Raw genomic sequence first — 22,503 nt, 5'->3', positions numbered from 1 at the left:
CCCGGCAACTCACAGAGCCAACATAAAAAAAGAGGGCCCGCGGGCCCTCTTTTTTGTTGCGACAGCGGATCAGAGGCTGGCGGCGATGCGCGCCCCCAGCGCGGCGTTGTTCAGTACCAGCTGAATGTTGGCTGCCAGCGAGTTGCCGCCGGTCAGTTCGCACACCCGGGCCAGCAGGAAGGGGGTGGACTCCTTGCCCTTCACCCCCTGCTCGTCCGCCTCTCGCAGTGCCTGGGCAATGGCGGCATCGATGTCGGCCTTGGGCATGGCAAACTGGGCCGGGATGGGGTTCGCCACCACGGCGCCGCCCGCCAGCCCCAGCTCCCACTTGAGGCGCAGCGCCTGCGCGATCGCCGTCGGGCTCTCGAGGCGGTAATCCACCTTGAAGCCGCTCTCGCGGGTGTAGAAGGCGGGCAGCTCCTCGGTCTGGTAGCCGATCACCGGCACGCCCTGGGTCTCCAGGTACTCCAGGGTCAGACCGATGTCGAGGATCGACTTGGCACCGGCGCAGACCACGGCTACCGGGGTCTGGGCAAACTCCTGCAGGTCGGCGGAGATGTCGAAGGTCTCCTGGGCGCCGCGATGCACGCCGCCGATACCGCCGGTGGCAAACACCCGGATCCCGGCCATGGCGGCAATGATCATGGTGGAGGCAACCGTGGTGGCTCCCAGCCCCTTGTTGGCCAGCACGAAGGGGATGTCGCGGCGGCTGCACTTGGTGGCGGCGTGGCCGGCCCGGCCCAGCGCCTCCAGCGCCCCCGCATCCAGACCCACCTTGAGGCGGCCATCGATGATGGCGATGGTGGCCGGCACGGCGCCGTTGTCCCGCACCACCTGCTCCACCTGGCGCGCCGTCTCCACGTTCTGCGGATAGGGCATGCCGTGGGAGATGATGGTGGACTCCAGGGCCACCACAGGCTTGCCGGCGGCCAGGGCGGCGGCAACTTCAGGTTGGATATCGAGGTAAGCGTTCAACATGGGTACTCCTCCAGCATGCGTTCAACGGCGGCCTTGGAGAGGCCGGAAAAGACGGTATCGGAACAATTGACGGTGAGCGCGGCGCAGCCGAGGGCGAAACGGGCGGTCTCGACGATGCCTTGCTCCTGCAACCAGGCGTGGGCCAGCCCTGCCATGAAGGCATCGCCGCCGCCGGTCACGTTGACGACCGGGCTGCCGAGCACGGGCAGATGGCCCTGGCACTCCCCGTCGCTATAGAAGATCCCCTGATCCCCGAGGCTCAGGAACAGCCGCTGCACCCCGGCGCGGTGGAACCAGGCCGCCGCCATGGGCCAGGTGTCCGGCCCGGCGATGCGCAAGCCGCACAGCTGCTCCGCCTCGCTGCGGTTCGGTTTGAGGGTGTGGATGCGGTGCAGCCAGGGGCGGATCTTCTCCACCTTGGCGACCGACACGGTGTCCACGAAGATGATGTGCTCCCCCTGGCGCTCGAACAGCCAGTCGAGGGTGTGGGTGGCGAGGTTGGTGTCGAGCAGCCAGAGCCGCGCCGCCCCGAGAAAACCGCTCAAGGGGGCGAGCCGGGCCGGGGTGAGCTGGTCGATGATCCCCATGTCGTTGACGGCGCAGCTCATCTCGCCGCTGCCATCGTGCAGGCTGAGGTAACAGGAGGTGGCCTGGCCGTCCAGCACCAGCACCTGGCGCACGTCGACGCCGGCGCGCTGGCTCACCTCCAGCAGGTGATGGCCGTACTGATCGTTGCCCACCGCGGTCAGCAGCCGGGTGTCGGTGCCGAGCCGCGCCAGGTTCTCGGCGATGTTGCGCCCCACCCCGCCGGCGGAGGTACGCACCCGGCCCGGGTTGGAATCCCCGATGCGCAGATTGTCGTGGCTGCAGCCGCAGATATCCATGTTGGCACCGCCGATCACCACGGCGTAGGGGCCCTCCCGCAGCACGTAGCCGCGCCCCTGCACATAGCCCTGGCGCATCAGGCTGGAGATGTGACTCGCCAGCGCCGAACGGCTGATGCCGAGCCTGTCCGCCAGCTCCTGCTGGGCAATCATGGGATCCTGGCGCAGCAGGGCGAGGATCTCTTGCTCACGTTCCGTCATAGACAAACATCCAGTTACAAACGTTTGTCCATTATTTCCGAAAAACGTTTACCCGCCATCGCCTCGTGCAAAAATTGTCGGCTTGCGCACAAAAATTCGGCGGATGGCAGCAAGCGACACTCGGCCATCGAGCGTCACTTTTCCTGCGCCTGACGGCGAGTGCGGCTTATAATGCGGCCGCCACAGAGGAGAGCGAGATGAGAGAGTCAGATCACGAATGCCTGCCACCACAGGGGGATGAGTCAGCGCAGCACGGCGATGCAGGTTATTGCTGCATCGGGCTGGTCAACCCCAAGTCACCGGAGAACGTGGGGGCCGTGATGCGGGCCGCCGGCTGCTATGGGGCGGATGAGGTCTACTACACGGGGACCCGCTTCGAGCTGGCGCGCCGTTTCGTCACCGACACCAAGCAGATGGTGGAGCAGATCCCCCTGCTCGGTGTCGACGATCTGATGGCCATGGTGCCGGACGGCTGCACCCCGGTGCTGGTGGATCTGATCGAGGGAGCCACTTCGCTGCCGGACTATGTACACCCGGCGCGCGCCTTCTACATCTTCGGCCCCGAAGACGGCACCCTGGAGCCGGCCCGCTTCAAGGCGGTGAAAGAGGTGATCTACGTACCGACCCGGGGATGCATGAATCTGGCGGCCTCGGTCAACGTAATTCTCTATGACCGACTGGCCAAGCAGCTGCGTGCCAAGTAAGCAAGAGGTGATCTACGTGGCCATACCCAAGGGCTGCATCAATCTAGCCGCCTCGGTCAATGTGGTCCTCTACGATCGACTAGCCAAGCAGCTGCGCGGCAACTCGGCAAGCTGACAGAAAAGTTCCTGAACAGGTAACCAGCCCTCCCCGACGCAGGGCGTTTTAGTTGCCAGGCTTTAGCCGCTGCTCCTGCTCTTCGATAAAACCACGGTAGTAGTCGTGCAACCGATAGCGTCGGTAGATTTCGGCCAGGGTGCCGTGCCGCACCAGGTTGACCATGCCCTGATCCCAGAGCTGCTGCAGGGTGTGCCCCTTCTCGGTGTCGGCAAAGATGGGGTAGGTCGGGATCCAGCGCAGGAAGGTACGATGCATGTTGGCAGGAATGGAGTCCTCCGAGTAGAGCACCCCGGCAGTCAGATAGTAACGGTAGCGCTCCTTGGCCAGCAGTTGCAGCGCCATGTCGTGGCTGTCTATCTCGTGCCAGCGCATGGAGACCGGGATGTACTTGTCAAAGGCCCAGCCCCGCAGCCACACCACCCCCTGCCCCTTGAGGCTCGACTCGCCCAGCCACTGGGGCTGCCACTTCTTGAGCATCAGCACCGTCAGGTCATCGGCCGAGGCGGGATAACGGGGCTGCAGCACGCCACTCACCTCATCCCGGTAGACTCCCATCGCCATGTCGCCCCCCTGCTGGGCGATCACCGCCAGCGCCCGCTTGTAGGGCACGATGCGGGGGATGACCTCGTAGCCATTGGGCTGGTAGATGGCGCGCACTATGTCCAGATAGATGCCACGCCCATCCCGCTGGCAAAAACCCGGCCAGTCATCGCAATAGACATTGAGGGGATCGGCCCGACCGGGCCAGCAGAGCAGCAGCAATACCCATGAAAGCAGCAAACGAACCATGTCTTGACTATTTCTCCGGAGGCGAACGCTGTCACCCATCGAGCCGGCCTATCTGGCAAGGGTGCACAGGCCATATCCCATGATATGAAGATCCGTCGGCAAAGCACCACTTTTTACCGGTTTTGCGAGCGAGTCGAGGGTTATTGCCGACCGAATGGGTATTATTGACAATGAGATTCATTAGTAACCCAACCATAGGGGAGCCTTCATATGCCATCCATCAAAACCCTGCTCTGCCCGGTCGATTTTTCCCAGATGTCGCAAGCCGTGCTCGACTATGCCGTATTCATGGCCCAGAGCCATCAAGCCGAACTCAAACTGGTTCACGTGGTGGACCAGCTGCACGGCTTCGACAGTTACAAGATCCTGCACATGACCGCCATCGAGATCACCCACGAGATGGAGCGTCAGGCCAAGAGCCAGATGAAGGAGCTGATCGCCAGCCTGCCCATTCCGGCCACCTTCGAGGTACGCTTCGGCCGCGCCGCCGACGAGATCGTCGTGCAGGCCAAAGAAGAGAAGGCCGATCTGGTGGTGATGGGCAGCCACGGCCGCTCCGGCATCAGCCACCTGCTGGTGGGCAGCGTCGCCGAATCCGTGGTCCGTCACGCCCCCTGCCCCGTGCTGGTGGTACGCAAGTAATCCATCACCCGAAACAAAAAGGCCAGCATATGCTGGCCTTCTTTTTTGGCTTTAAGGCAGGCCTCAGCCATGGGCGTAGATGACGCTGCCCCCCTTGATGATGTCGATGATGGCCCTGGATTGCTCCTTGGGCAGCGCCGGGCAACCCCAGCTACGCCCCAGCTTGTCATATTTGAGCAGATGACGGGGGCTCGCATAGTCGGCGCCGTGCACGACGATGGCCCGCTTGCGGGCATTGCTGTTCTGGCCCGGGCTCAGGCCGTCGAGGCGCAGCGAATAGCCGTGCTTGCCCTGATAGGTTTCGGCGGTGCGATAGACCCCGAGCGAACTCTTCATGGAGTTGAACTGGTTGGAAAACTGGCGAGCGTCCCGCTCACCCGAATTGCGGCCATGGCTGACCCAGGTGTGATAGAGCAGCTTGTGGCGTTTCACGTCGATGACGAACAGACGGCGCTGGGTTGAGGGTTTGCTGTAGTCGATGATGGTGAGAATGGGTTTGCGCTTGTGGCGCACGCTCTGGTAACTGTTGAGAGCCTTGCGAAACACCTGTTTGTCGAGCTTGCCGGCCAGCCCCAACTGGCGATATAGATCCTGATCCCAGCTGGCGTGGCTGCTGCTGCTGAAACAGAGCGCCCCCAGCAACAGTGGTACGCTCAGCCACAGCGCTCCCCAGCGCTTTATCCAATCTGTCTGCTTCATCCTTGAATCTGCTCCCGTTTTTGTTGCTAGCAAAGTGTGCAAAATATCGCCACACCCTGCTGGATAGTTATATGCAAGCCCCTGATAGCCCGCAAGAAAAAAGCAAAAAAATGCCGACCAGGGTCGGCATCTTCACACAGGGCAAAACGGGGGCTCAGGCGCGGCTCAGATAATCCGCCAATCCCACCCATTTGTAGCTGGTGAGCTCGGTCAGCCCCATGGGGCCACGAGCGTGTAGCATCTGGGTCGATACCGCCACCTCGGCGCCGAGACCAAACTGGCCGCCATCGGTGAAACGGGTGGAGGCGTTGACGTAGACCGCCGCCGAACCGGCGCCGTTGACGAAACGCTCGGCATTGGCCAGATCGTTGGTGAGGATGGCATCGGAGTGACCGGCATTGTGCTCGCGCATATGGGCCAGCGCCTCGTTCACATCCGCCACCAGTTTGATCCCCAGGGTCAGCGACAGCCACTCGGTATCAAAATCCTCGGCACCCGCCTCGCGCAGTTGCTCGGCACCGGCCAGCAGGGGCATGGCCTCCGGCGTGGCCACCAGGGCCACCTTGCGCTCGTTCATCAGAGTCACCAGCTGCGGCAACAGGGCAGGCGCCACCTTCTCGTGCACCAGCAGGGTGTCGAGGGCGTTGCAGGCGGAGGGGCGCTGCACCTTGGCATTGTCGATGAGGGGCAAGGCACGGGCCAGATCGGCGCTCTTATCCACGAAGATGTGGCTGATCCCAAATCCGCCGATGATCACCGGAATGGAGCTGTTCTCCTTGCACATCTTGTGAAGACCCGCGCCGCCGCGGGGGATAATCATGTCCACGTAGCGGTCGAGGCGCAGCAGCTCACCCACCAGGGCCCGGTCCGGGTTGTCGATATATTGCACCGCCGCCTCGGGCAGACCGGAGGCCGCCAGCGCGCGCTGGATCACCCGCACCAGCTCCAGGTTGGAGTGGAAGGTCTCGCGGCCGCCGCGCAGTATGCTGGCGTTGCCGGTCTTGAGGCAGAGGCTGGCGATGTCGATGGTAACGTTGGGGCGCGCCTCGTAGATGACGCCGATGACCCCGATGGGCACCCGGCGACGGGAGAGACGCAGGCCGTTCTCCAGCACCCGGCTGTCGATCTCGCTGCCGACCGGATCATCCAGGGAGATCACCTTGCGCACGTCCGCCACGATACCGGCCAGTCGGGCCGGGTTGAGCAGCAGCCGATCCAGCATGGCCTCGGAGAGGCCCGCCTCGCGCCCGGCGGCGATGTCTTTCTCGTTGGCGGCCAGGATCTGGTGGCTGCGTGCCTCCAGCTCGTCGGCGATGGCGGCCAGCGCCCGGTTCTTCTGCGCCGTGCTGACGGTGGCCAGCTGATAGGCGGCTTCGCGGGCTGCCTGCCCCATTTTCTCCAGACTCATCTCTCTTCCCTTTGGTTCTTGCGGGGCCGCCTGATGGCGGCGCCTCTCTTATCCTGGTGTGCCGCTGCCCATGCTCTGCAGCGGCTGACGCCTCACAGCAGCACCATGTCGTCGCGGTGGATCGCAACGGCGCCGTAGCCGTAGCCCAGCACCTGTTCGATGTTGTCCGAATGGACGCCGCGCAGTTTATCCAGCTCCAGATGATTGTAACGGCAGATGCCGCGCGCCAGCTCGGCCCCCTTGGGATCGAGAATACGTACCACGTCGCCGCGCACGAAATCCCCCTTCACCGCCACTATGCCCTTGGGCAGCAGGCTGGAGCCCTTCTCCTGCATGGCGGCGACAGCCCCCTGATCCACCTGCACTTCGCCATGAGGGGGTGGCCCTGCCAGGATCCAGCTCTTGCGCCCTTCCAGCGGAGAAGCCAGCGCCGGGAACAGGGTGCCGATGCGCTCGCCCCTGGCGAGACGCCCCACCACCTCCGGCATCTGGCCGGTAGCGATCACCACGTTGACCCCGGCGCGGCGCGCCACGTCGGCCGCCTGCAGCTTGGTGGCCATGCCACCGGTGCCGAGCCCGCTGACGCTGTCACCCGCCAGCTTGCGCAGGGTGTCGTCTATGGTCTGTACCTCTTCGATGAGCTGGGCATCCGGATTGGTGCGCGGATCGGCGGTGAAGAGCCCCTTCTGGTCGGTAAGCAGGATCAGCAGATCCGCATCGGCCAGGATGGCGGCGCGAGCGGAGAGGTTGTCGTTGTCACCCACCTTGATCTCGGCGGTGGCCACGGCGTCGTTTTCATTGATGACCGGGATGATGCGGTGATCGAGCAGGGTGCGCAGGGTGTCGCGGGCATTGAGGTAGCGCTCCCTGTCCTCCAGGTCGGCACGGGTCAGCAGCATCTGGCCGATGTGCAGCCCATAGAGGTTGAACAGATCCTGCCAGACCCGGATCAGCTGGGTCTGGCCCACCGCCGCCAGCATCTGTTTGTTGGGCAGGGTTGGCGCCAACGGAGGGTGGCCCAGATGCTCACGGCCGGCGGCGATGGCCCCCGAGGTGACCATCACGACCCTGTGGCCGTGACGGTGCAAGGCTGCACACTGTCTGACCAGCTCGACCATGTGGGCACGATTGAGCTGGGAAGATCCCCCGGTGAGCACGCTGGTGCCCAGTTTGACGACTATGGTTCTGTTTTCCATGGGAGCAAAAAGGCTAAAATGTAAGGAATCCCTTTATACCCACGGCCCTGTTGCCCTGCAAGGCAATTAACGCCACGCGGCAGGCGGGAAATCGGGATGGCCGGCAGCGCGGCAAAGAAATGCCCCGCCAGCCGATGGGTGGCTGGCGGGGCGGCGGGTCATCAGGCGGCGGTGACGGTCAGCTCGTTGGTGACCTGCTCGGCGGGAGCGAGCCGGCAACCAAGCTGGTGCAGCTTGTCGCTGATGAGCTTGTAGAAGTGGTTGAGGGTGCGTTCGACTTCCACCTGATGCTTCTTGGGCAACGGCTTGTCGAGCCACTCCCCGTCCGCATTGTAGAAGCCGACCTGATAGTGGTAGCTGAAGCTGTGATCGTCTTGCTCCAGCACCAGCCACCAGCCCCAGAACTCCCGTTTGTCCGGTGCCGGCTTGGCACTGACACAGACGGAAAGGCAGTCGAAACGGTAACGCCCCTCTTCACACAGGTCCTCACGTAAATAGGGGCCAATCGCGGCAAACTGCCTCAGCAGTCGCTTGTAGGTCACTCTTTCTGACATGTTAACCTCCCTGTTGAACAAGCCACGTCACCCTGGGATGACGATAAATTTTAGCGCTATATCATGTACATAAGTGCTTCTTGAGCCAGTCGACCATCTCTTTCAACGCCTCGTCGTACACCTCCAGCAAGGGTTGTTTGTCGAACACCACCGCCTTGCCGTTGCGGCTGGCGGAGGCCAATGCCCGTACATCCTGCTCGGGACAAATGAAATCTCGCTTGTGTCCAATACTCAATATCGGCACAGATGTGCGAGTCCCCAGCAATCCTTGCGTCTTGAGTGAAAATACCTGGCACTTGGTGCGCAGCGACTCCCACTCGGCCGCATCGGCGCCGAGGCGGTTGGCCAGCCCGTCCCGCATCATGCGGGGGCAGCGGGCGAACATCTCATGATTGGTAAACACCTGGTTGACGCCGGCGCCGATGCAGACCACGGTCCGCAGCTTGAACGGTTCGATGAAGGCGAGCCGCGCCGCCACATTGCCCGCCAGACGGAATCCCACCATGGCGATGCGCTGGTGATCGACCCAGGCCACCTCGGAGAGATGGTTCAAGACCGCCTGGTGGAGCCGGCTGGTGTCCTGCACCAGCGGCCAGTGCTCGGCATAACCGATGCCCGGCATGTCCAGCGACAGCATGCCGATGCCGTTGGGCTCCAGGCACTTGAGATAGAGATTGAGGAAGTCGACCTGCAGCGAGTCGATGCCGCCGCTGACGATGACCAGGGGTACCGGCTTGTCGGTGGTCGGCAGGTGCAGGTAGCCCTGAATGTGCTTGCCGCGAAACGGCACCTGGAGCTCCTTGAGCGGCACCTTGAACAGACGGCCCGCCTCGCGGTAGGCCATGTTGCCGAGCAACTGGGCCTGATCCGCCAGCTCGTCATTCTTCAGATGGGGATAACTGGCAATGGAGTAGTAACGTACCGCCTTGAGCAGACTTTTCAGGGCTGCGCCCCGCTCGCCCTGCGCCACCAGCTCGCGACCCCGGTTGAAGTAGCGGCCGGCCAGCTGGCTCCACTCATAGACCCAGTTGCCGGGCACATAGCCCTTGATGGTGTCGAGGAAACGCTCGTGGGTACGCTCGCCCTCGCCCATGGCGATGCGGGCCAGAGTCTGCTCCACCTCGACCGGATCCGCCCCCTGCCAGGCCCAGGTCGGCCGGCGCAGCAGACGATACCAGCGCGTTGACATGGAACCGTCGATGAAGCTCTCGTCCACATTGTGATCCTGCTCCTCCACCGGGCTGGAGTTGGAGACTTCGGAGGTCTCCAGCACCTTCTTGACCCGGGTAAAGAGCTGCTCGGTCAGGTTGAGGTCGTCGTTCAAGTCCAAAGCTGTTACTCATTTCTGTCATGCAATGGCTCCATCTTAACCACTTTTGCCGCCGGGCAGCCAGTTGCACCACAAAAAAACAGGGCCCCATACAGGGGCCCTTTGCAGCAGCTTTGCGGCTTACTCTTCGTCGCAGATGGGGGTGGCGAACTCCAGCGCCATGTCCCACGGCTGTTCGATCCAGGTGTCCTGCGGGATGGCCACTTCGAAATCATCCAGCAGCGGCTCGCCCATGGGCTTGGCGAAGATGGCGATGAATTTGGCCTTGGGGTAGAGCTCGCGGATCACCTTGGCAGTGGTGCCCGTGTCCACCAGATCTTCCACCACCAGCCAGCCTTCGCCGTCACCCGCGGTGCTGGCGGCCTTCACCACCACCAGGTCGCGCTGGTTGTTGTGGTCGTAGCTGGAGATGCAGAGGGTTTCGACGTTGCGGATGCCAAGCTCGCGGGCCATCAGCGCCGCCGGAACCAGGCCACCACGGCTGACCGCGATGATCCCTTTCCACTGGCTGACAGGCAGTTGACGACGGGCCAGACGGCGCGCTTCACGTTGCAGGTTGTCCCACGACACGTAGAATTTTTTTGGCATGCTATCGTTCTCAAATGGTTATACAAAACAATTACTTAAATTCACATGCCGACTCCGTAGTGAATCGGCAGCAGATAATGTCGGCCGCCTGTCTACCAAATTCAGCTTGCACCGCGGCCGCCTCGGGAGAAGACCCTCGGCAGCGAAAACAGATGCAATGGAAGCAGGATGGGCAGAGCTGGCGGTCATGTCACAGAGGGGGCAGGACCGCAGACAGGCTGTTGGGCGGGCATGATACCATCGTTTGCGGATAAATTGACTGGCAAACGTATGCGAAATGCAGGAAAAAAATCGAAGCAAGTCCGGCTGACTCCCTCTTTTTCCTCTCCCCGACGGGGTTTGCCGCTCGGCAGATAAAAAAATAGCAGGGGGAGGATGGATTCCTCACTCACCTGCTTTTTTCGATACGCCTGTCGTCAGCCTGGCTGACGGCCCGCATCAACGGCGGTTGGCGTAGGGGTTCGGGTAGCTGAAGCCCTGGGTATAAAGAGACTGGGCGAACCAATAGGTTGAATTGCTGCCTGACATAATAAACTCCTGATTGCTTAACAAGTTACGTACCTTTATGCGGGTTCAGATCCTTGAACGGACACTCGGTTCCATGGAGGCGCACTTGCTTTGCTTCGGTTCCCTGGAGGCATTCATCGTCATCCTGACGGGTGGCGAACCACGGTCGTTAATTTACCAGTCGGCGCCATAAACTCAATATTTTTGTGATGTGAATCACAAAAATCTTTTGTGCAGGCTCATTTTGCCCCCACCGGAGCAGTTCGCTGCCAATCCCCCGCTTGCCAGCACAAGCTGCCCGCAATTTGCGCTGATCGCTCACATTTTTGTGTGATTGACTGTATTATCGTTATCCTCTTCCTCGCCCCGCTGCCGGGGCTCTGTCATTTTCCGTGCTGGTAAGGAGTCCCGACGTGGCACAGCTTAGCTCTCTCTCTCCCAAACTGATTTGGCACTTCTTCGAACAGATCTGCTCCATCCCCCACCCCTCCAAGCACGAAGCCCAGCTGAGCGCCTGGATCATGCAGTGGGCCGAAGGGGAAGGGCTGGCGGTCAAGCAAGATGCCGTCGGCAACATCATCATCAAGAAACCGGCCACGCCGGGGATGGAAAACCGCAAGGCGGTAGTGCTGCAGGCCCACATCGACATGGTGCCCCAGGCCAACGCCGACACCCAGCACGACTTCACCAAGGATCCCATCGATGCCTACATCGACGGTGAATGGGTCACCGCCCGCGGCACCACCCTGGGTGCCGACAACGGCATGGGCATGGCTGGCTGCCTGGCAGTGCTGGCCGACAAGAGCATCAAGCACGGCCCGCTGGAAGTGCTGCTGACCACCGACGAAGAGACCGGCATGACCGGCGCCTTCGGTCTGGAAGCGGGCTGGCTGGAGGGCGAGATCCTGCTCAACACCGACTCCGAAGAGGATGGCGAGGTCTACATGGGCTGCGCCGGCGGGGTGGATGCCAATATTCGCTTCCCGCTGGAGCAGGTTGCCGCCACTGAAGGTGAAGGTTTCGAGCTTCAGGTCAAGGGCCTGCGTGGCGGTCACTCCGGGGTCGACATCCATCGCGGCCGCGGCAACGCCAACAAGCTGCTGGTGCGTCTGCTCAAGGCCGCCGAGCCGCTGGGCCTGCGTCTGGCCGAGATCCACGGCGGCACCCTGCGCAACGCCATCCCGCGCGAGGCCCGTGCCAAGCTGCTGGTACCCGCCGCCAGCGTCAACGAATTCAAGGCCCTGGTCGACCGTTACACCGGCATCTACCAGAGCGAGCTGGCTGCTACCGAAGCCAACCTGACCGTGCTGCTCACCGCCCAGGAGAAACCGGCCCAGCTGATGAGCGAGTCCCTGCAAGCCCGCCTGCTGGACTCCCTGATGGCCTGCCCGAACGGGGTGATCCGCATGAGCGATGCCATCCCGGGCGTGACCGAGACCTCCACCAACCTGGGTGTCATCAAGACCCAGGATGGCGAAGTGTATGTACAGTGCCTGATCCGCTCCCTCATCGACTCCGGTCGCGAGAGCGTCGAGCAGATGACCAGCTCCCTGTTCAATCTGGCTGGCGCCAGCTGCGAGTTTACCGGCGCCTACCCGGGCTGGGCACCGAACGTGGACTCCCCGGTAATGGCCTTGGTACGGAGCAGCTACCAGACCCTGTTCGGCGAGATGCCGAACGTCATGGTGATCCACGCCGGCCTCGAGTGCGGTCTGTTCAAGAGCGCCTACCCGGAGTGGGACATGGTCTCCTTCGGCCCGACCATCCGCGGCGCCCACGCGCCGGGCGAGAAGGTACACATTCCGGCGGTCGAGCGGTTCTGGCAGCTGCTGGTTCACGTGCTGGAACAGATCCCGGCCAAATAAGCCCGCAGGTCAAGGCCGACCGGCTACACCACATACCCCGCCAGGTGCGGGGTATTTTTTTGCCTGCTCCCGCCAGCCCTTGGCGTGCTTCCCCTCGAAACCGCCGGACTGCTCTGCCCCCCCATCCGCAGCTAATCCAGACTCGTCAGCCAGACCACGGGGATCAATCTGAGAGTCTGCTGAAACCGTCTCCATAAACAGCGCTGGATTTGAAAACCCTTTCCATGATTTATGTAAATTTACAACACAAAAAGTTGATCCAGCTCACAGAAGGCCATAGGATCAAAGCGTGACCCAGGTCACAGATAACAAGTCAACGACAGAGCGATGAGGTGAATATATGTTTGAGAATCTGGCAGTACTGTTCCACCTGAAGGGTGTAACCAGAAAGAAAGGCGTGGCAGAGAAAGATACTTATGCACCGTCAACCCGCAACTACTACTTCCGTTATGGCGCCTGATACCACCAGCGGCCAATTTCGTGAAAGAGTTACCGGGTATTTAAGTAGTAAAATTACAAACAACAGCAATCCACACAGCAGCCATCCCCTCTCGGGGGCGCTGTCCTGCCCTGGCCAGATGTTCCACGGCCAAACCTGAACTCCAACCATGAAGATGGGGCCCACAGGCCCCATTTTTTATTTGCTCTCTCCCGTGCCATCTTGCTGCGATGCGGGCACCGGCATCATACTGCCTTTCCCAGGGGGAGCGCCTCGGCCAGCGGCAACGGCGTGTGGCAGGCCACCTGGTGACCTGCCCCGTCGCACGACTGCAGACTCGGCGACTGGGTGCGGCACAGCTCACCGGCATAGGGGCAGCGCTGGTGAAAGTGGCAGCCGCTCGGCGGTGAGATGGGGGATGGCACATCACCGGTCAGCAGGATGCGCTGGCTGCGCCGACGCGGGTCCGGCACCGGAATGGCCGAGATGAGTGCCTGGGTATAGGGGTGACGCGGCGCCAGATAGAGCGACTGGGCCTCAGCCAGTTCGACGATCCTGCCCAAATACATCACCGCAATCCGATCCGAGATGTGCTTGACCACCGACAGGTCGTGGGCGATGAAGATGATGGCGAGATTCATCTCCCGCTGCAGGGTGAGCAGCAGGTTGACGATCTGGGACTGCACCGATACATCCAGCGCCGACACCGCCTCGTCACAGACCAGCAGCTTGGGCTTGAGGGCGATGGCCCGGGCGATGCCGATGCGCTGGCGCTGGCCGCCCGAAAACTCATGGGGATAGCGATCCACCGCGCTGCCGGGCAGCCCTACCTTCTCCAGCAGCTCCTGCACCCAGACCCGCCGCTGTTCGGCATTGCCCTTGCCGTGAATGACGAAGGGCTCCTCCAGGATCTGCCCCACCGTGTGGCGGCTGTTGAGGGATTCTGCAGGATCCTGAAACACGATCTGCATCTCCTGGCGCAGGGAGCGCATCTCCTTGGGCGAGAGGTGGGTGATGTCACGCCCCTCGAAGGTGATGGTGCCGGCGGTCGGTTCGAACAGCTTGAGCAGGGTGCGTCCCAGGGTCGACTTGCCGCAGCCGGACTCGCCCACCAGCCCCAGTGTCTCCCCCTGCTTGAGATCGAAGCTAATGCCGTCCACCGCGTAGACGTGGTACTTCTTGCGCAACAAGCCGCCGCCCAGCTGGAAGTGCTGCTTCACGTCGCGCACCGATAAAAGCGTCTTCATACGGCTAGCTCCCTCCAGTGGTGGCAGGCCACCCCGTGCCGCTCGGCGAGCTGCTCGGTGGCCGGAATGGCCCTCACGCAGATCTCGGTGGCATGGGGACAACGGTTGGAGAAACGGCACCCGGCGGGCATCTCGTGCAGGGCGGGCACCTGCCCCTTGATGGTCTTGAGCAGGCTCTTGGGCTCATCTTCGAGCCGCGGGATCGAGCTCATCAGACCATGAGTATAGGGATGGCGCGGGTGGTCAAACAGCTCGAACACGTCGGCCTGCTCCACCGCCCGGCCCGCATACATCACCACCACCTCGTCACACAGCTCCGCCACCACCCCGAGATCGTGGGTGATGAAGATGATGGCCATGCCGGTCTGGGCCTGCAGCTCCTTCATCAGTTCCAGGATCTGGGCCTGGATAGTCACATCCAGCGCCGTGGTCGGCTCGTCGCAGATAAGCAGCGCTGGCTCGCAGGCGAGCGCCATGGCGATCATCACTCGCTGGCGCATGCCGCCGGAGAGATTGTGGGGATAGACGGCAAAGCGCTGGGCGGGCTCGGGGATCCCCACCTTCTGCAGCATGGCGATGGCCGCCTCCCTGCGCTGGGCCTTGTTGTAGTCGGGACGATGAAGGCGGAACACCTCCATCAGCTGATCGCCGACCGTCTGCACCGGGTTGAGTGCCGTCATCGGCTCCTGAAAGATCATCGAGATGCGGTTGCCGCGCACCTTGTACATCTGATCCGGTGACAGCGCGAGCAGATCCTCCCCCTGAAAACGGATGGAACCCGCCACCACCTGACCATGAGGCTTGGGCAACAGCCCCATGATGGCGAGCGAGGTGACGCTCTTGCCGCAGCCGGACTCGCCGACCACCCCCAGGGTCTGGCCGGGGGCAACCTGGAAGCTGACCCCGTCGAGCACCTTGATCTTGCCGTCGTCGACGGCAAATTCCACCTCGAGATCGCGCACCTCAAGAATCGGGGCCTTGCTCTGGCCATCATCCACGCCGAGCTGCCTCCCATGATCCCGGGCGCCCGGGTGGGGAGCCTGTGTGTTGGGCATGACTGCTGCTCCCTTCTGCGCCATATCAGTGACGTGCATAGGTCTTGTCGAGCAGGTTGATGGGCGCCAGCGCCTCCCCTGCCTCCTTGGCTTTCAGGGTCTCTTCCTTCACCTTGGGATCGAGCCAGAGCAGACCGCCACTGCTGTGGGGGTAGCCGTCCATGGGCCAGTAGAGCAGATCCGGCGTGTTCTTGGTGGCGGGCACCTCGGGCAGCATCACGTAACGCCAGCTGCTGGCTCGCACGTAGTTGAGCTGGACTCCGGGCACGAAGATGGCCAATTCATAGATGCGCTGCTGGATCTGGCGAGAGAGCTCGGCCCGCTTGGCCATGTCGAACTCGACGTTGTAGGCGTCGATCAGCGCGTCGAGCTCCTTGTCGGCCACGTTGAACAGGTTGTTGGTCTGCGGCTTGTTGGCGTTGGCGGAGTGGAACGACTCCCAATACTGCGGATAGAGACCGCCGCCGGCCCAGCCCATCCAGGCCGCCTCGTGTTTCTTCTCCAGCATCGCCTTGAAGCCGGTGGCGCCGTCCACAAGGTTGAGCTCCAGATCCAGCCCCGCCTTCTTGGCCTCTTCCTTGAGCACGGTCAACCGCTTGGAGTGCTCCTGGCTGGTGTAGGTGAGCGCCAGGGTCAGCCGCTCACCCTTGTCGTTCTGCAGGATGCCGTCCGGCCCCGGTTTGCTGTAACCCGCCTTGGCAAAGTAGTCGCGCGCCTTGCTGATGTCATAGGCCCGCTCCGGCAGCTGCATGTCGGTGAACTCGCCAAAACCCGAACCGAAGGTGGTGGCTCTGTCGTAGTCGCCACGCAGTACCGTCTTGATCATCTTGTCGATGTTGAGGGCATGCTGAATGCCGAGCCGCACGTTGATATCCGCCAGCTTGGGAGTGGCGATATTGAGATGCAGCCCCTGCCCGCCCTGCTTGGTGTCGGTCATGGCCATCACCTTCTGCACGTATCCCTGCTTGTACTCGGGGGTGACCGCTTTCTCATGCCACCAGTTGGGCAGGATCATCTCGAAGGTATCCAGCTCCCCTTTCAGGAAGTGACGGAAGGCGATGTTGTGATCGCGGATCACCTGCACCTTGATGGTGTCGAGGTTGAACCTGTGCTGGTTGTAGCGATAGTTCTGGGCCCACCACCCCTTCTGCTTGCTGAAAGTGATGGACTTGCCCTTTTTCACGTCGGTCATCACGTAAGGGCCTGTGGTGGGCACCACTGCCCAGTTGTACTGCTTCACCCAGTTGGGGGTCAGCTTGTAGTAGTGCTTGGGCTGGGGCCACAGCTCGGTGGTGTTGAGCAGATCCAGCTTGGCCTTGCGGGTGCCCGCCTTGACCAGGATGGTGTGGTCGTCAACCTTCTCCACCGCCACCACCTCGGTGGTGTAGTAGTTGTTGAACCAGGGCCCCTTGATGTCCTTGGAGCGCATCATCTCGTAGCCGAAGGTGTAGTCATCGGCGACCACCGGCTTGCCGTCGGACCACTTGGCACGCGGATCCAGCTTGAAGTAGACGGTCTGGTTGTCCGGCGCGATGGCCCAGTGGGTCGCCAGCGCAGGGATGGGGTTGCCGGTATTGGGATGGAAGCTGATGAGCCTCAGCTGGTTGTCCATGATGAAGGAGCGGAAAGAGCCGTTGGAATCCGGCCCCACGGTGCGAAACGTCAGCGGAAAACTGTCTATAAACATGGTGATGCTGCCGCCGGGCAGCGCCTTGGGCGAGGCGAACACGGGGTCGGTGTCGTTGGTTTCCCACTTGAGATCCGCAGGCAGGCTGGCCGCCCACACCCAGGTCCCGTTCACCAACAAGAATAGAGCACCTATCCATTTGATTTTATTGTTCATGTTTGACTTCCTGGTCATACCCCTGCACTGGGGGTTTAGCAATTTAAGGGTGAGCAACCCGGCGCCTTGAGTGCGCCACAGGTCACTGATAACGGGTAAATTTGCGCGGGTCGAACGCCTCGCGGATCGCCTCGCCGATGAAGGAGACCATGATCAGCACCAGACTCACCGCCGCCACCACCGAGCTCACGATCCAGATGGCATCCAGGTTGTTGATCCCCTGGGAGAGCAGCTCCCCCCAGCTCGGGGTGGGCGGGGCCAGGCCAAAGCCCAGATAGTCCAGCGCCGTCAGGGTGGAGATGTTGCCCACCACGGCAAACGGCGCCAGGGTGACGATCATCATCAGGGTATTGGGCAGAATGTGGTTGAAGATGATCCGCCCGGTACCGGCCCCCTGGGCCCGCGCCGCCATCACGTAGTCCCGCGCCCGCTCCTTGTAGGTGAGGGTGCGCATGTACCAGGTGATGCCCATCCAGCCGAACAATACGTTGATGGCCACGAACAGGCCGAAATTGGGCTTGGCCAGCGACACCAGGATCATGATGACGTAGAGAAACGGCACCTGGGACCAGATCTCGATAAAGCGCTGCAGCACCAGGTCAAAGCGTCCGCCGAGAAAGCCCATCATGCAGCCGATGGTGACGCCGATGGCGTAGCTGGCCACCAGCGCGATGAAGGCAAAGCCGATGGCGATGCGAAAGCCGTAGACCAGCCGCGCCAGCACGTCGCGGCCGCTGGTGTCGGTGCCGAGCAGGTGGCGCTCGGCCAGGCTCGGTGCATAGGGTGGGTAGGCGTCCTGCTTGAAGTCCTGCTCATAGGGGTTCCAGGGCACAGGTGGCAGCAGCACCCAGTCCCCCTTGCCCTCTGCGGTGAATTTGTCTTGGAGCTGGCGGTAGTTGGTCTCGTACTCGTAATCGAGCCCGAACTGCTGACCCGGGATCACGTCGCCATAGGTGGGAAAATAGAGCTCCCCCTGATAGCTCACCATCAGTGCCCGGCTGTTGACCAAGAGCTCCGCCAGCAGGGAGAGCAGCACCAGGGTGGTGAAGATGATAAAGGAGTAGTAGCCGCGTTTTATCGATTTGAAACGCTTGAGTTTTTTCAGCGTCACCGGATTCAGATTCATGTTCACTCTCCAAACCGCACGCGGGGATCGACAAGGGCGACACAGATGTCGGAGACAATGTTGCCCACCAGCATCAGCATGGAGGTGATGGCCAGAATGCCCATTACGGTGGGGTAGTCCCGTTCCACGATGGCCTCATAGCCAAGCAGGCCGATGCCGTCGATGTTGAAGATGGTCTCGATGAGGAAGGATCCGCCGAAGAAGACGGTGAGCACCGACCCCAGGTGGCTCGCGATGGGGATCAGGCTGTTGCGCATGGCGTGATCGGTCACCGCCTTGCGAAACGGCAAGCCCTTGGCCACGGCGGTACGTACGTAATCCGCCGACAGGTTCTCCATCAGGCTGTTTTTCATGGTCATGGTGAGGATGGCGAAATCCCCGATGGCATAGGCGATAAGCGGCAGCAGCGCGTGGGCGAAGAGGGTACGGATCTGATCCCAGCTGTTCTCCATCCCGTCAAACTCGTCCCCCGGGAAGCCACCCATGGGCAGCCACTCCAGATGAAACGCGAACACTGTGATGAGGAAGATGCCCACCACATAGGCGGGCAACGCATAGGCCATGTAGATGAGCATGGAGCTGACTGAATCGAAGCGGGTGTTGTGTCTGAGCGCCTTGGCCACCCCGAGCGGGATGGAGACGGCGTAGCTCAGCAGAAAGGTGGCCAGCCCGAAGAAGGCGGTCACCGGCAACCTGTCCTTGATAAGATCCCACACCGGCTCGTAATAGCGGGTCGACTCGCCGAGATCCAGCACCGCCAGCTTCTGCAGCCACTCCCAATAGGCGACCAGCATGGGCTTGTCGAGGCCGTAGAACGCCTTGAGCTCCTCGATCTGCTCGTCGGAGAGCGCCTGCGCCCCCTTGCTGCCGCTGGAGCGACCGGACTCATTCTGGGAAACCTGGGCCTGCAGCAACATGCGTTCGACCGGACCGCCCGGCACGAAACGGGTGATGGTGAAGACGAGCAGGGTGATACCGAGAAACGTCGGGATGATCAAAAGCATCCGACGTAGGAAATACGACAGCATGGTGGAACCTCGTCCTTGTTGTTCTTTTATGGCCAGTCACATCCGGTGACGGGCCCGTCCTTCCTGGCATTACTCACTGAATAGCCGATGATTGACAGACTATCCGCTCGGTCACTGTAAAAGCTCTGCAACAAAAATCAAGTAGAACTAGGGGTGCATTCTGGTCCCGGCTTGTGCAGTGGAATTTATCGTGAGTTTTTTCTGAAATTCGCAACTTCAAGATAAAAAACTACAAGATGAACAACTTAAATAACGTTTAGTAATTCAACAAAACAGATAAAAACCAGCAAATAAATTAAATAAACCATTAAAAACAGCTACTTAAAGCAAACCCCACAAAAGAACACCTTCTCTATATGGCTGCACATAAATAGGTGGCCGGCGCCCAGCCTGAACCTCAGCCGAACACACTACCAAAACAGACAATAATGCTAAAAATACCTAACTCAACAATATAAAACCCAGAAAGACACCACCCTTATCGATAAGTTCAAAATTAATCAATAAACTGGAATCAATTTGCTTTAACAAAACCTTTACATAGGAAAACGTTACCAAATCAGAATAAATCTCTGCCAAATGCGAAAAAATAAAACATAGTCATCTTATTGCCCGCCACGCCCCCATCCGTACCGCCTCAATTGACGTCAACCGCCAAACCTTGATAAGCCTTACGCATCGCCCCAACGAGGGCGGTATGGAAGCAAACAAAAAAACAACCAGGAAGGATATAAGCGATGCTTAGGAAAAGCAGACTCTCTGCTGCCGTTGCGTTTGCCTTGGCGAGCGCGGCAGTAGTGGCCACCCCTGTCTTGGCCGAAGAAGGCCAAAACGTCGAAAAACTCCAGAAGATCAAGGTTACCGGCTCGCGCATCTCCCGTGTCGACGTGGAAGGCGCCACCCCGGTCGTCGCCATCAGCAAGGCCAAGATCGAACAATCCGGTCAGCAGACCGTGGCCGACTACCTGAAGCAGGCTTCCTACAACTCCTTCGGTAGTATCTCCCCCTCCTCCGGCAGCTCAGCCCAATCCCAGGCCACCGTCAGCCTGCGCGGGCTTGGCTCAGAGCGCACTCTGGTGCTGCTCAACGGCAAGCGGGTCGCCGGTTCTCCTTCCATCGGTGGCAGCTCCATCAACCTCAACTCCATCCCCATGGCGGCGGTGGAGCGGGTTGAAGTGAACCTGGACGGCGGCTCTGCCCTGTACGGTTCCGATGCCATCGGCGGCGTCATCAACGTCATCCTGAAACAGGACTATGAAGGGCTGGAATTCCAGGGCCGTATCGGCTCTCCCACCGAAGAGGGTGGTGACGAGAAGAGCGGTTCCATCGTCAGCGGCATCACCGGGGAGAAGGGTTCCCTGATGATGGTGTACGAGCACGACGTCAAGGATGAGATCTACTACAAGGATCGCGACTACCTGGCGTTGCAGGGCTCGTCTGCTCCCAGCCTGTATGGCCGCAACATCAAGGGGATCGATGCCGCCACCGGCAAGACGGTCACCCGTACCCTGGACGGCATCGACTGCGCCAATACCGGTCCCGGCTTCGTGCCGGTCGGTACCGCCTGCCGCTTCGACTTTGCCCAGGTCGCCGCCAAGACCGCTTCCCGTACCCGGGACACCGTCTATGTCAACGGCCGCTATCACATCAATGACAACGTCGATTTCGTACCCCAGCTGATCGGCTCGCGGGTCACCAGCTTCGGCCGCTTCGCCCCAGCCGCCGGTCCCTTCAGCATCGACGGTACCACTCCGGGCGGCGCCCAGCTGCTGGCCGACAACGGCTTCATCGGCGACAAGGCTACCGTCTACTATCGCTTCAGCAACGTCGGCCCCCGTGACAACGACGTCACCGACATGACCGGCAGCATGAACCTGGGCTTCGAGGGCACATTGCCGACCGAAGCGGTGGGCGATGTGGAGTGGAATGCGGGCTACATGTACTCCAAGACCGACAACAAGAACCGCGGGACCGGCTATGTGCTGAATCCGGCGGTCCAGCAGGAGGTCGACAGCGGCAACTTCAAGAACGGCGAGTTCTCCAGTGCCGCCACCAACAGCCTCTCCTACGACACCAGCCGCACCTCCAAGATGGACTTCTTCCAGTGGTACGGTGGCCTGGGCTGGAGCATGGGCGAGCTGCCGGCCGGCCCCATCGGCTGGTACCTGGGGGCCGAGTACAACGACTGGGTTTACTCCGACACCTATGACAGCCAGTCTGCGGCCGGCAACGTCATCGGCTCTTCCGGCAACTCGGGCAGTGGTGTGCGCGACGTCTTCGCCGCCTACATCGAGAGCCTGATCCCCATCACCGAGCAGATCGAGCTGAACCTGGCCGGTCGTTTCGACAAGTACAGCGACTTCGGCAGCGCCTTCTCGCCCAAGGCGAGCCTGCGCTATCAGCCGCTGGACAACCTGTTGTTCCGCACCTCCTGGTCGCAGTCCTTCCGTGCCCCGGGTCTGGACGACCTGTACGCGGCCGATGCCGACTCCGCCGACTACGCCAAGGACTATGTCTCCTGCCAGGCCAACGGTGTCGCCAACTGCCCGGAAGAGCAGTACACCACGGTTCGCCAATCCAACAAGAACCTGAAGGAAGAGACGGCTGACACCTTCGGCATCGGCGCTGCCTACAGCCCGATCGACGACCTCAACCTCTCGCTGGACTACTACTACATCAAGATTGATGACGTGATCCAGCTGGCCACCACCCAGACCCAGTTCTATCAGGAGCTGAACACTGGCAGCAACCCGAACGTCATCCGCGATGCCAACGGCGATGTGGAGCAGGTTTATGCCGGCATGGTCAACCTGGGCCAGCTCAAGACCAGCGGTCTGGACTTCAAGGCTGACTACAAGTACGACTTCAACGTCGCGACTGTGCGCTACGACTTCGGCAGCACCTACATTCTGAAATACGAAGAGGGTCTGTTCGCCGGTGGTCCCATGGTCGACAAGAAGGGCTGGAACGCCAAGCCTGAACTGCGCTTCAACTCCGGTGTCGGGGTCAATGTGCCGCAGTGGTGGAACATGGATGCCTACCTGAGTGCCAACTACATCGACTCCCAGAGCCAGGACTATGTTGACGGTCGGACCGAGGGCCATATCGCCTCCCAGACCACCTGGAACCTGAACGTCGGTGTTAACACCCCCTGGAACGGCAAGCTGCAAGCCGGTGTGAAGAACATGTTCAACGTAGGCCCCTCGCTCTCCAGCGACGGCTTCACCTACGACGAAGATCTCTACAGCATCGACGGACGCATCGTCTACCTCGACTACACCCAGAAGTTCTAATCAACTCTC

Annotated in this window: 18 protein-coding genes and 1 pseudogene; 5 read left to right on the top strand and 14 right to left on the bottom strand. The window is 61.2% G+C overall.

Annotated elements, in window-relative coordinates; all coding sequences use genetic code 11:
• Window positions 1-69: 69 nt before the first annotated feature.
• Entirely contained in the window at window positions 70-978 is a 909-nt protein-coding gene (locus BN1143_RS13945; RefSeq protein WP_042051040.1) for a pseudouridine-5'-phosphate glycosidase, read from the bottom strand.
• Window positions 972-2,063, bottom strand: a complete 1,092-nt coding sequence (locus BN1143_RS13940) for a PfkB family carbohydrate kinase (protein ID WP_042051038.1) — start codon at window positions 2,061-2,063, stop codon at window positions 972-974. The genes BN1143_RS13945 and BN1143_RS13940 overlap by 7 nt, the downstream gene beginning before the upstream one ends.
• A 197-nt stretch (window positions 2,064-2,260) precedes the next feature.
• Between BN1143_RS13940 and BN1143_RS13935 the strand changes: the two genes are divergently transcribed.
• Together BN1143_RS13935 and BN1143_RS13930 are read left to right on the top strand one after the other, a co-directional pair.
• Window positions 2,261-2,767: an RNA methyltransferase gene (locus tag BN1143_RS13935; protein WP_042051037.1), complete on the top strand. Its 507-nt coding sequence runs from the start codon at window positions 2,261-2,263 to the stop codon at window positions 2,765-2,767.
• A gap of 7 nt (window positions 2,768-2,774) precedes the next feature.
• Entirely contained in the window at window positions 2,775-2,882 is a 108-nt protein-coding gene (locus BN1143_RS13930) for an RNA methyltransferase (RefSeq protein WP_042051036.1), read from the top strand.
• Window positions 2,883-2,930: 48 nt separating this feature from the next.
• Here the strand turns inward: BN1143_RS13930 and BN1143_RS13925 are convergent, their stop codons facing one another.
• Window positions 2,931-3,674, bottom strand: coding sequence for a type 2 periplasmic-binding domain-containing protein (locus BN1143_RS13925; protein WP_029306202.1), 744 nt, complete (start codon window positions 3,672-3,674; stop codon window positions 2,931-2,933).
• A 210-nt stretch (window positions 3,675-3,884) separates the two neighbouring features.
• Here BN1143_RS13925 and BN1143_RS13920 point away from each other — a divergent pair, with 210 nt between their 5' ends.
• Window positions 3,885-4,316, top strand: a complete 432-nt coding sequence (locus BN1143_RS13920) for a universal stress protein (protein ID WP_005297901.1) — start codon at window positions 3,885-3,887, stop codon at window positions 4,314-4,316.
• Window positions 4,317-4,379: 63 nt separating this feature from the next.
• Here the strand turns inward: BN1143_RS13920 and BN1143_RS13915 are convergent, their stop codons facing one another.
• The 6 genes and pseudogenes from BN1143_RS13915 to gpt form a co-directional block, all read right to left on the bottom strand.
• A complete protein-coding gene (locus BN1143_RS13915; RefSeq protein ID WP_005297899.1) occupies window positions 4,380-5,015 on the bottom strand; it encodes a murein L,D-transpeptidase catalytic domain family protein in 636 nt (211 codons plus the stop codon).
• A gap of 154 nt (window positions 5,016-5,169) precedes the next feature.
• A pseudogene (locus BN1143_RS13910) lies at window positions 5,170-6,435 on the bottom strand (glutamate-5-semialdehyde dehydrogenase); the annotation flags it as partial.
• Window positions 6,436-6,515: 80 nt separating this feature from the next.
• On the bottom strand, window positions 6,516-7,619 hold the full coding sequence (gene proB, locus BN1143_RS13905) for a glutamate 5-kinase (protein ID WP_005297894.1): 1,104 nt from the start codon (window positions 7,617-7,619) through the stop codon (window positions 6,516-6,518).
• A gap of 161 nt (window positions 7,620-7,780) precedes the next feature.
• Window positions 7,781-8,173, bottom strand: coding sequence for a sigma factor-binding protein Crl (gene crl / locus BN1143_RS13900; RefSeq protein ID WP_042051034.1), 393 nt, complete (start codon window positions 8,171-8,173; stop codon window positions 7,781-7,783).
• A gap of 61 nt (window positions 8,174-8,234) precedes the next feature.
• On the bottom strand, window positions 8,235-9,503 hold the full coding sequence (gene frsA / locus BN1143_RS13895) for an esterase FrsA (RefSeq protein ID WP_005297890.1): 1,269 nt from the start codon (window positions 9,501-9,503) through the stop codon (window positions 8,235-8,237).
• A gap of 120 nt (window positions 9,504-9,623) precedes the next feature.
• Window positions 9,624-10,091, bottom strand: a complete 468-nt coding sequence (gpt, locus tag BN1143_RS13890) for a xanthine phosphoribosyltransferase (RefSeq protein WP_005297888.1) — start codon at window positions 10,089-10,091, stop codon at window positions 9,624-9,626.
• 920 nt (window positions 10,092-11,011) lie between these two features.
• Between gpt and BN1143_RS13885 the strand changes: the two genes are divergently transcribed.
• Window positions 11,012-12,463, top strand: coding sequence for an aminoacyl-histidine dipeptidase (locus BN1143_RS13885; protein ID WP_042051032.1), 1,452 nt, complete (start codon window positions 11,012-11,014; stop codon window positions 12,461-12,463).
• A 684-nt stretch (window positions 12,464-13,147) separates the two neighbouring features.
• Here BN1143_RS13885 and BN1143_RS13880 read toward each other — a convergent pair.
• The 5 genes from BN1143_RS13880 to BN1143_RS13860 all read right to left on the bottom strand — a co-directional run bounded on the left by BN1143_RS13880 (window position 13,148) and on the right by BN1143_RS13860 (window position 19,201).
• Window positions 13,148-14,149, bottom strand: a complete 1,002-nt coding sequence (locus tag BN1143_RS13880; protein WP_042051031.1) for an ABC transporter ATP-binding protein — start codon at window positions 14,147-14,149, stop codon at window positions 13,148-13,150.
• Entirely contained in the window at window positions 14,146-15,204 is a 1,059-nt protein-coding gene (locus BN1143_RS13875) for an ABC transporter ATP-binding protein (protein ID WP_042007445.1), read from the bottom strand. Before BN1143_RS13875 ends, BN1143_RS13880 begins: the two co-directional genes overlap by 4 nt.
• A gap of 25 nt (window positions 15,205-15,229) precedes the next feature.
• The gene (locus BN1143_RS13870) at window positions 15,230-17,047 is read right to left on the bottom strand and encodes an extracellular solute-binding protein (protein WP_042051030.1); all 1,818 of its coding nucleotides are present in this window, start codon (window positions 17,045-17,047) and stop codon (window positions 15,230-15,232) included.
• Between the two features lie 82 nt (window positions 17,048-17,129).
• Complete coding sequence (locus tag BN1143_RS13865; RefSeq protein WP_042051029.1) at window positions 17,130-18,173, bottom strand: ABC transporter permease; 1,044 nt, start codon at window positions 18,171-18,173, stop codon at window positions 17,130-17,132.
• 2 nt (window positions 18,174-18,175) lie between these two features.
• Complete coding sequence (locus BN1143_RS13860) at window positions 18,176-19,201, bottom strand: ABC transporter permease subunit (RefSeq protein WP_010633023.1); 1,026 nt, start codon at window positions 19,199-19,201, stop codon at window positions 18,176-18,178.
• A 737-nt stretch (window positions 19,202-19,938) separates the two neighbouring features.
• Here BN1143_RS13860 and BN1143_RS13855 point away from each other — a divergent pair.
• Window positions 19,939-22,494 (top strand): TonB-dependent receptor, encoded by a 2,556-nt coding sequence (locus BN1143_RS13855; RefSeq protein WP_042051028.1) that lies wholly within the window; start codon window positions 19,939-19,941, stop codon window positions 22,492-22,494.
• Window positions 22,495-22,503 lie beyond the last annotated feature (9 nt).

Origin of the sequence: Aeromonas dhakensis (assembly GCF_000820305.1) — a bacterium.
Classification (GTDB): domain Bacteria; phylum Pseudomonadota; class Gammaproteobacteria; order Enterobacterales; family Aeromonadaceae; genus Aeromonas; species Aeromonas dhakensis.
Note: the sequence above shows the minus strand (reverse complement) of the source record. Positions and strands in the feature narration are given on the sequence as shown.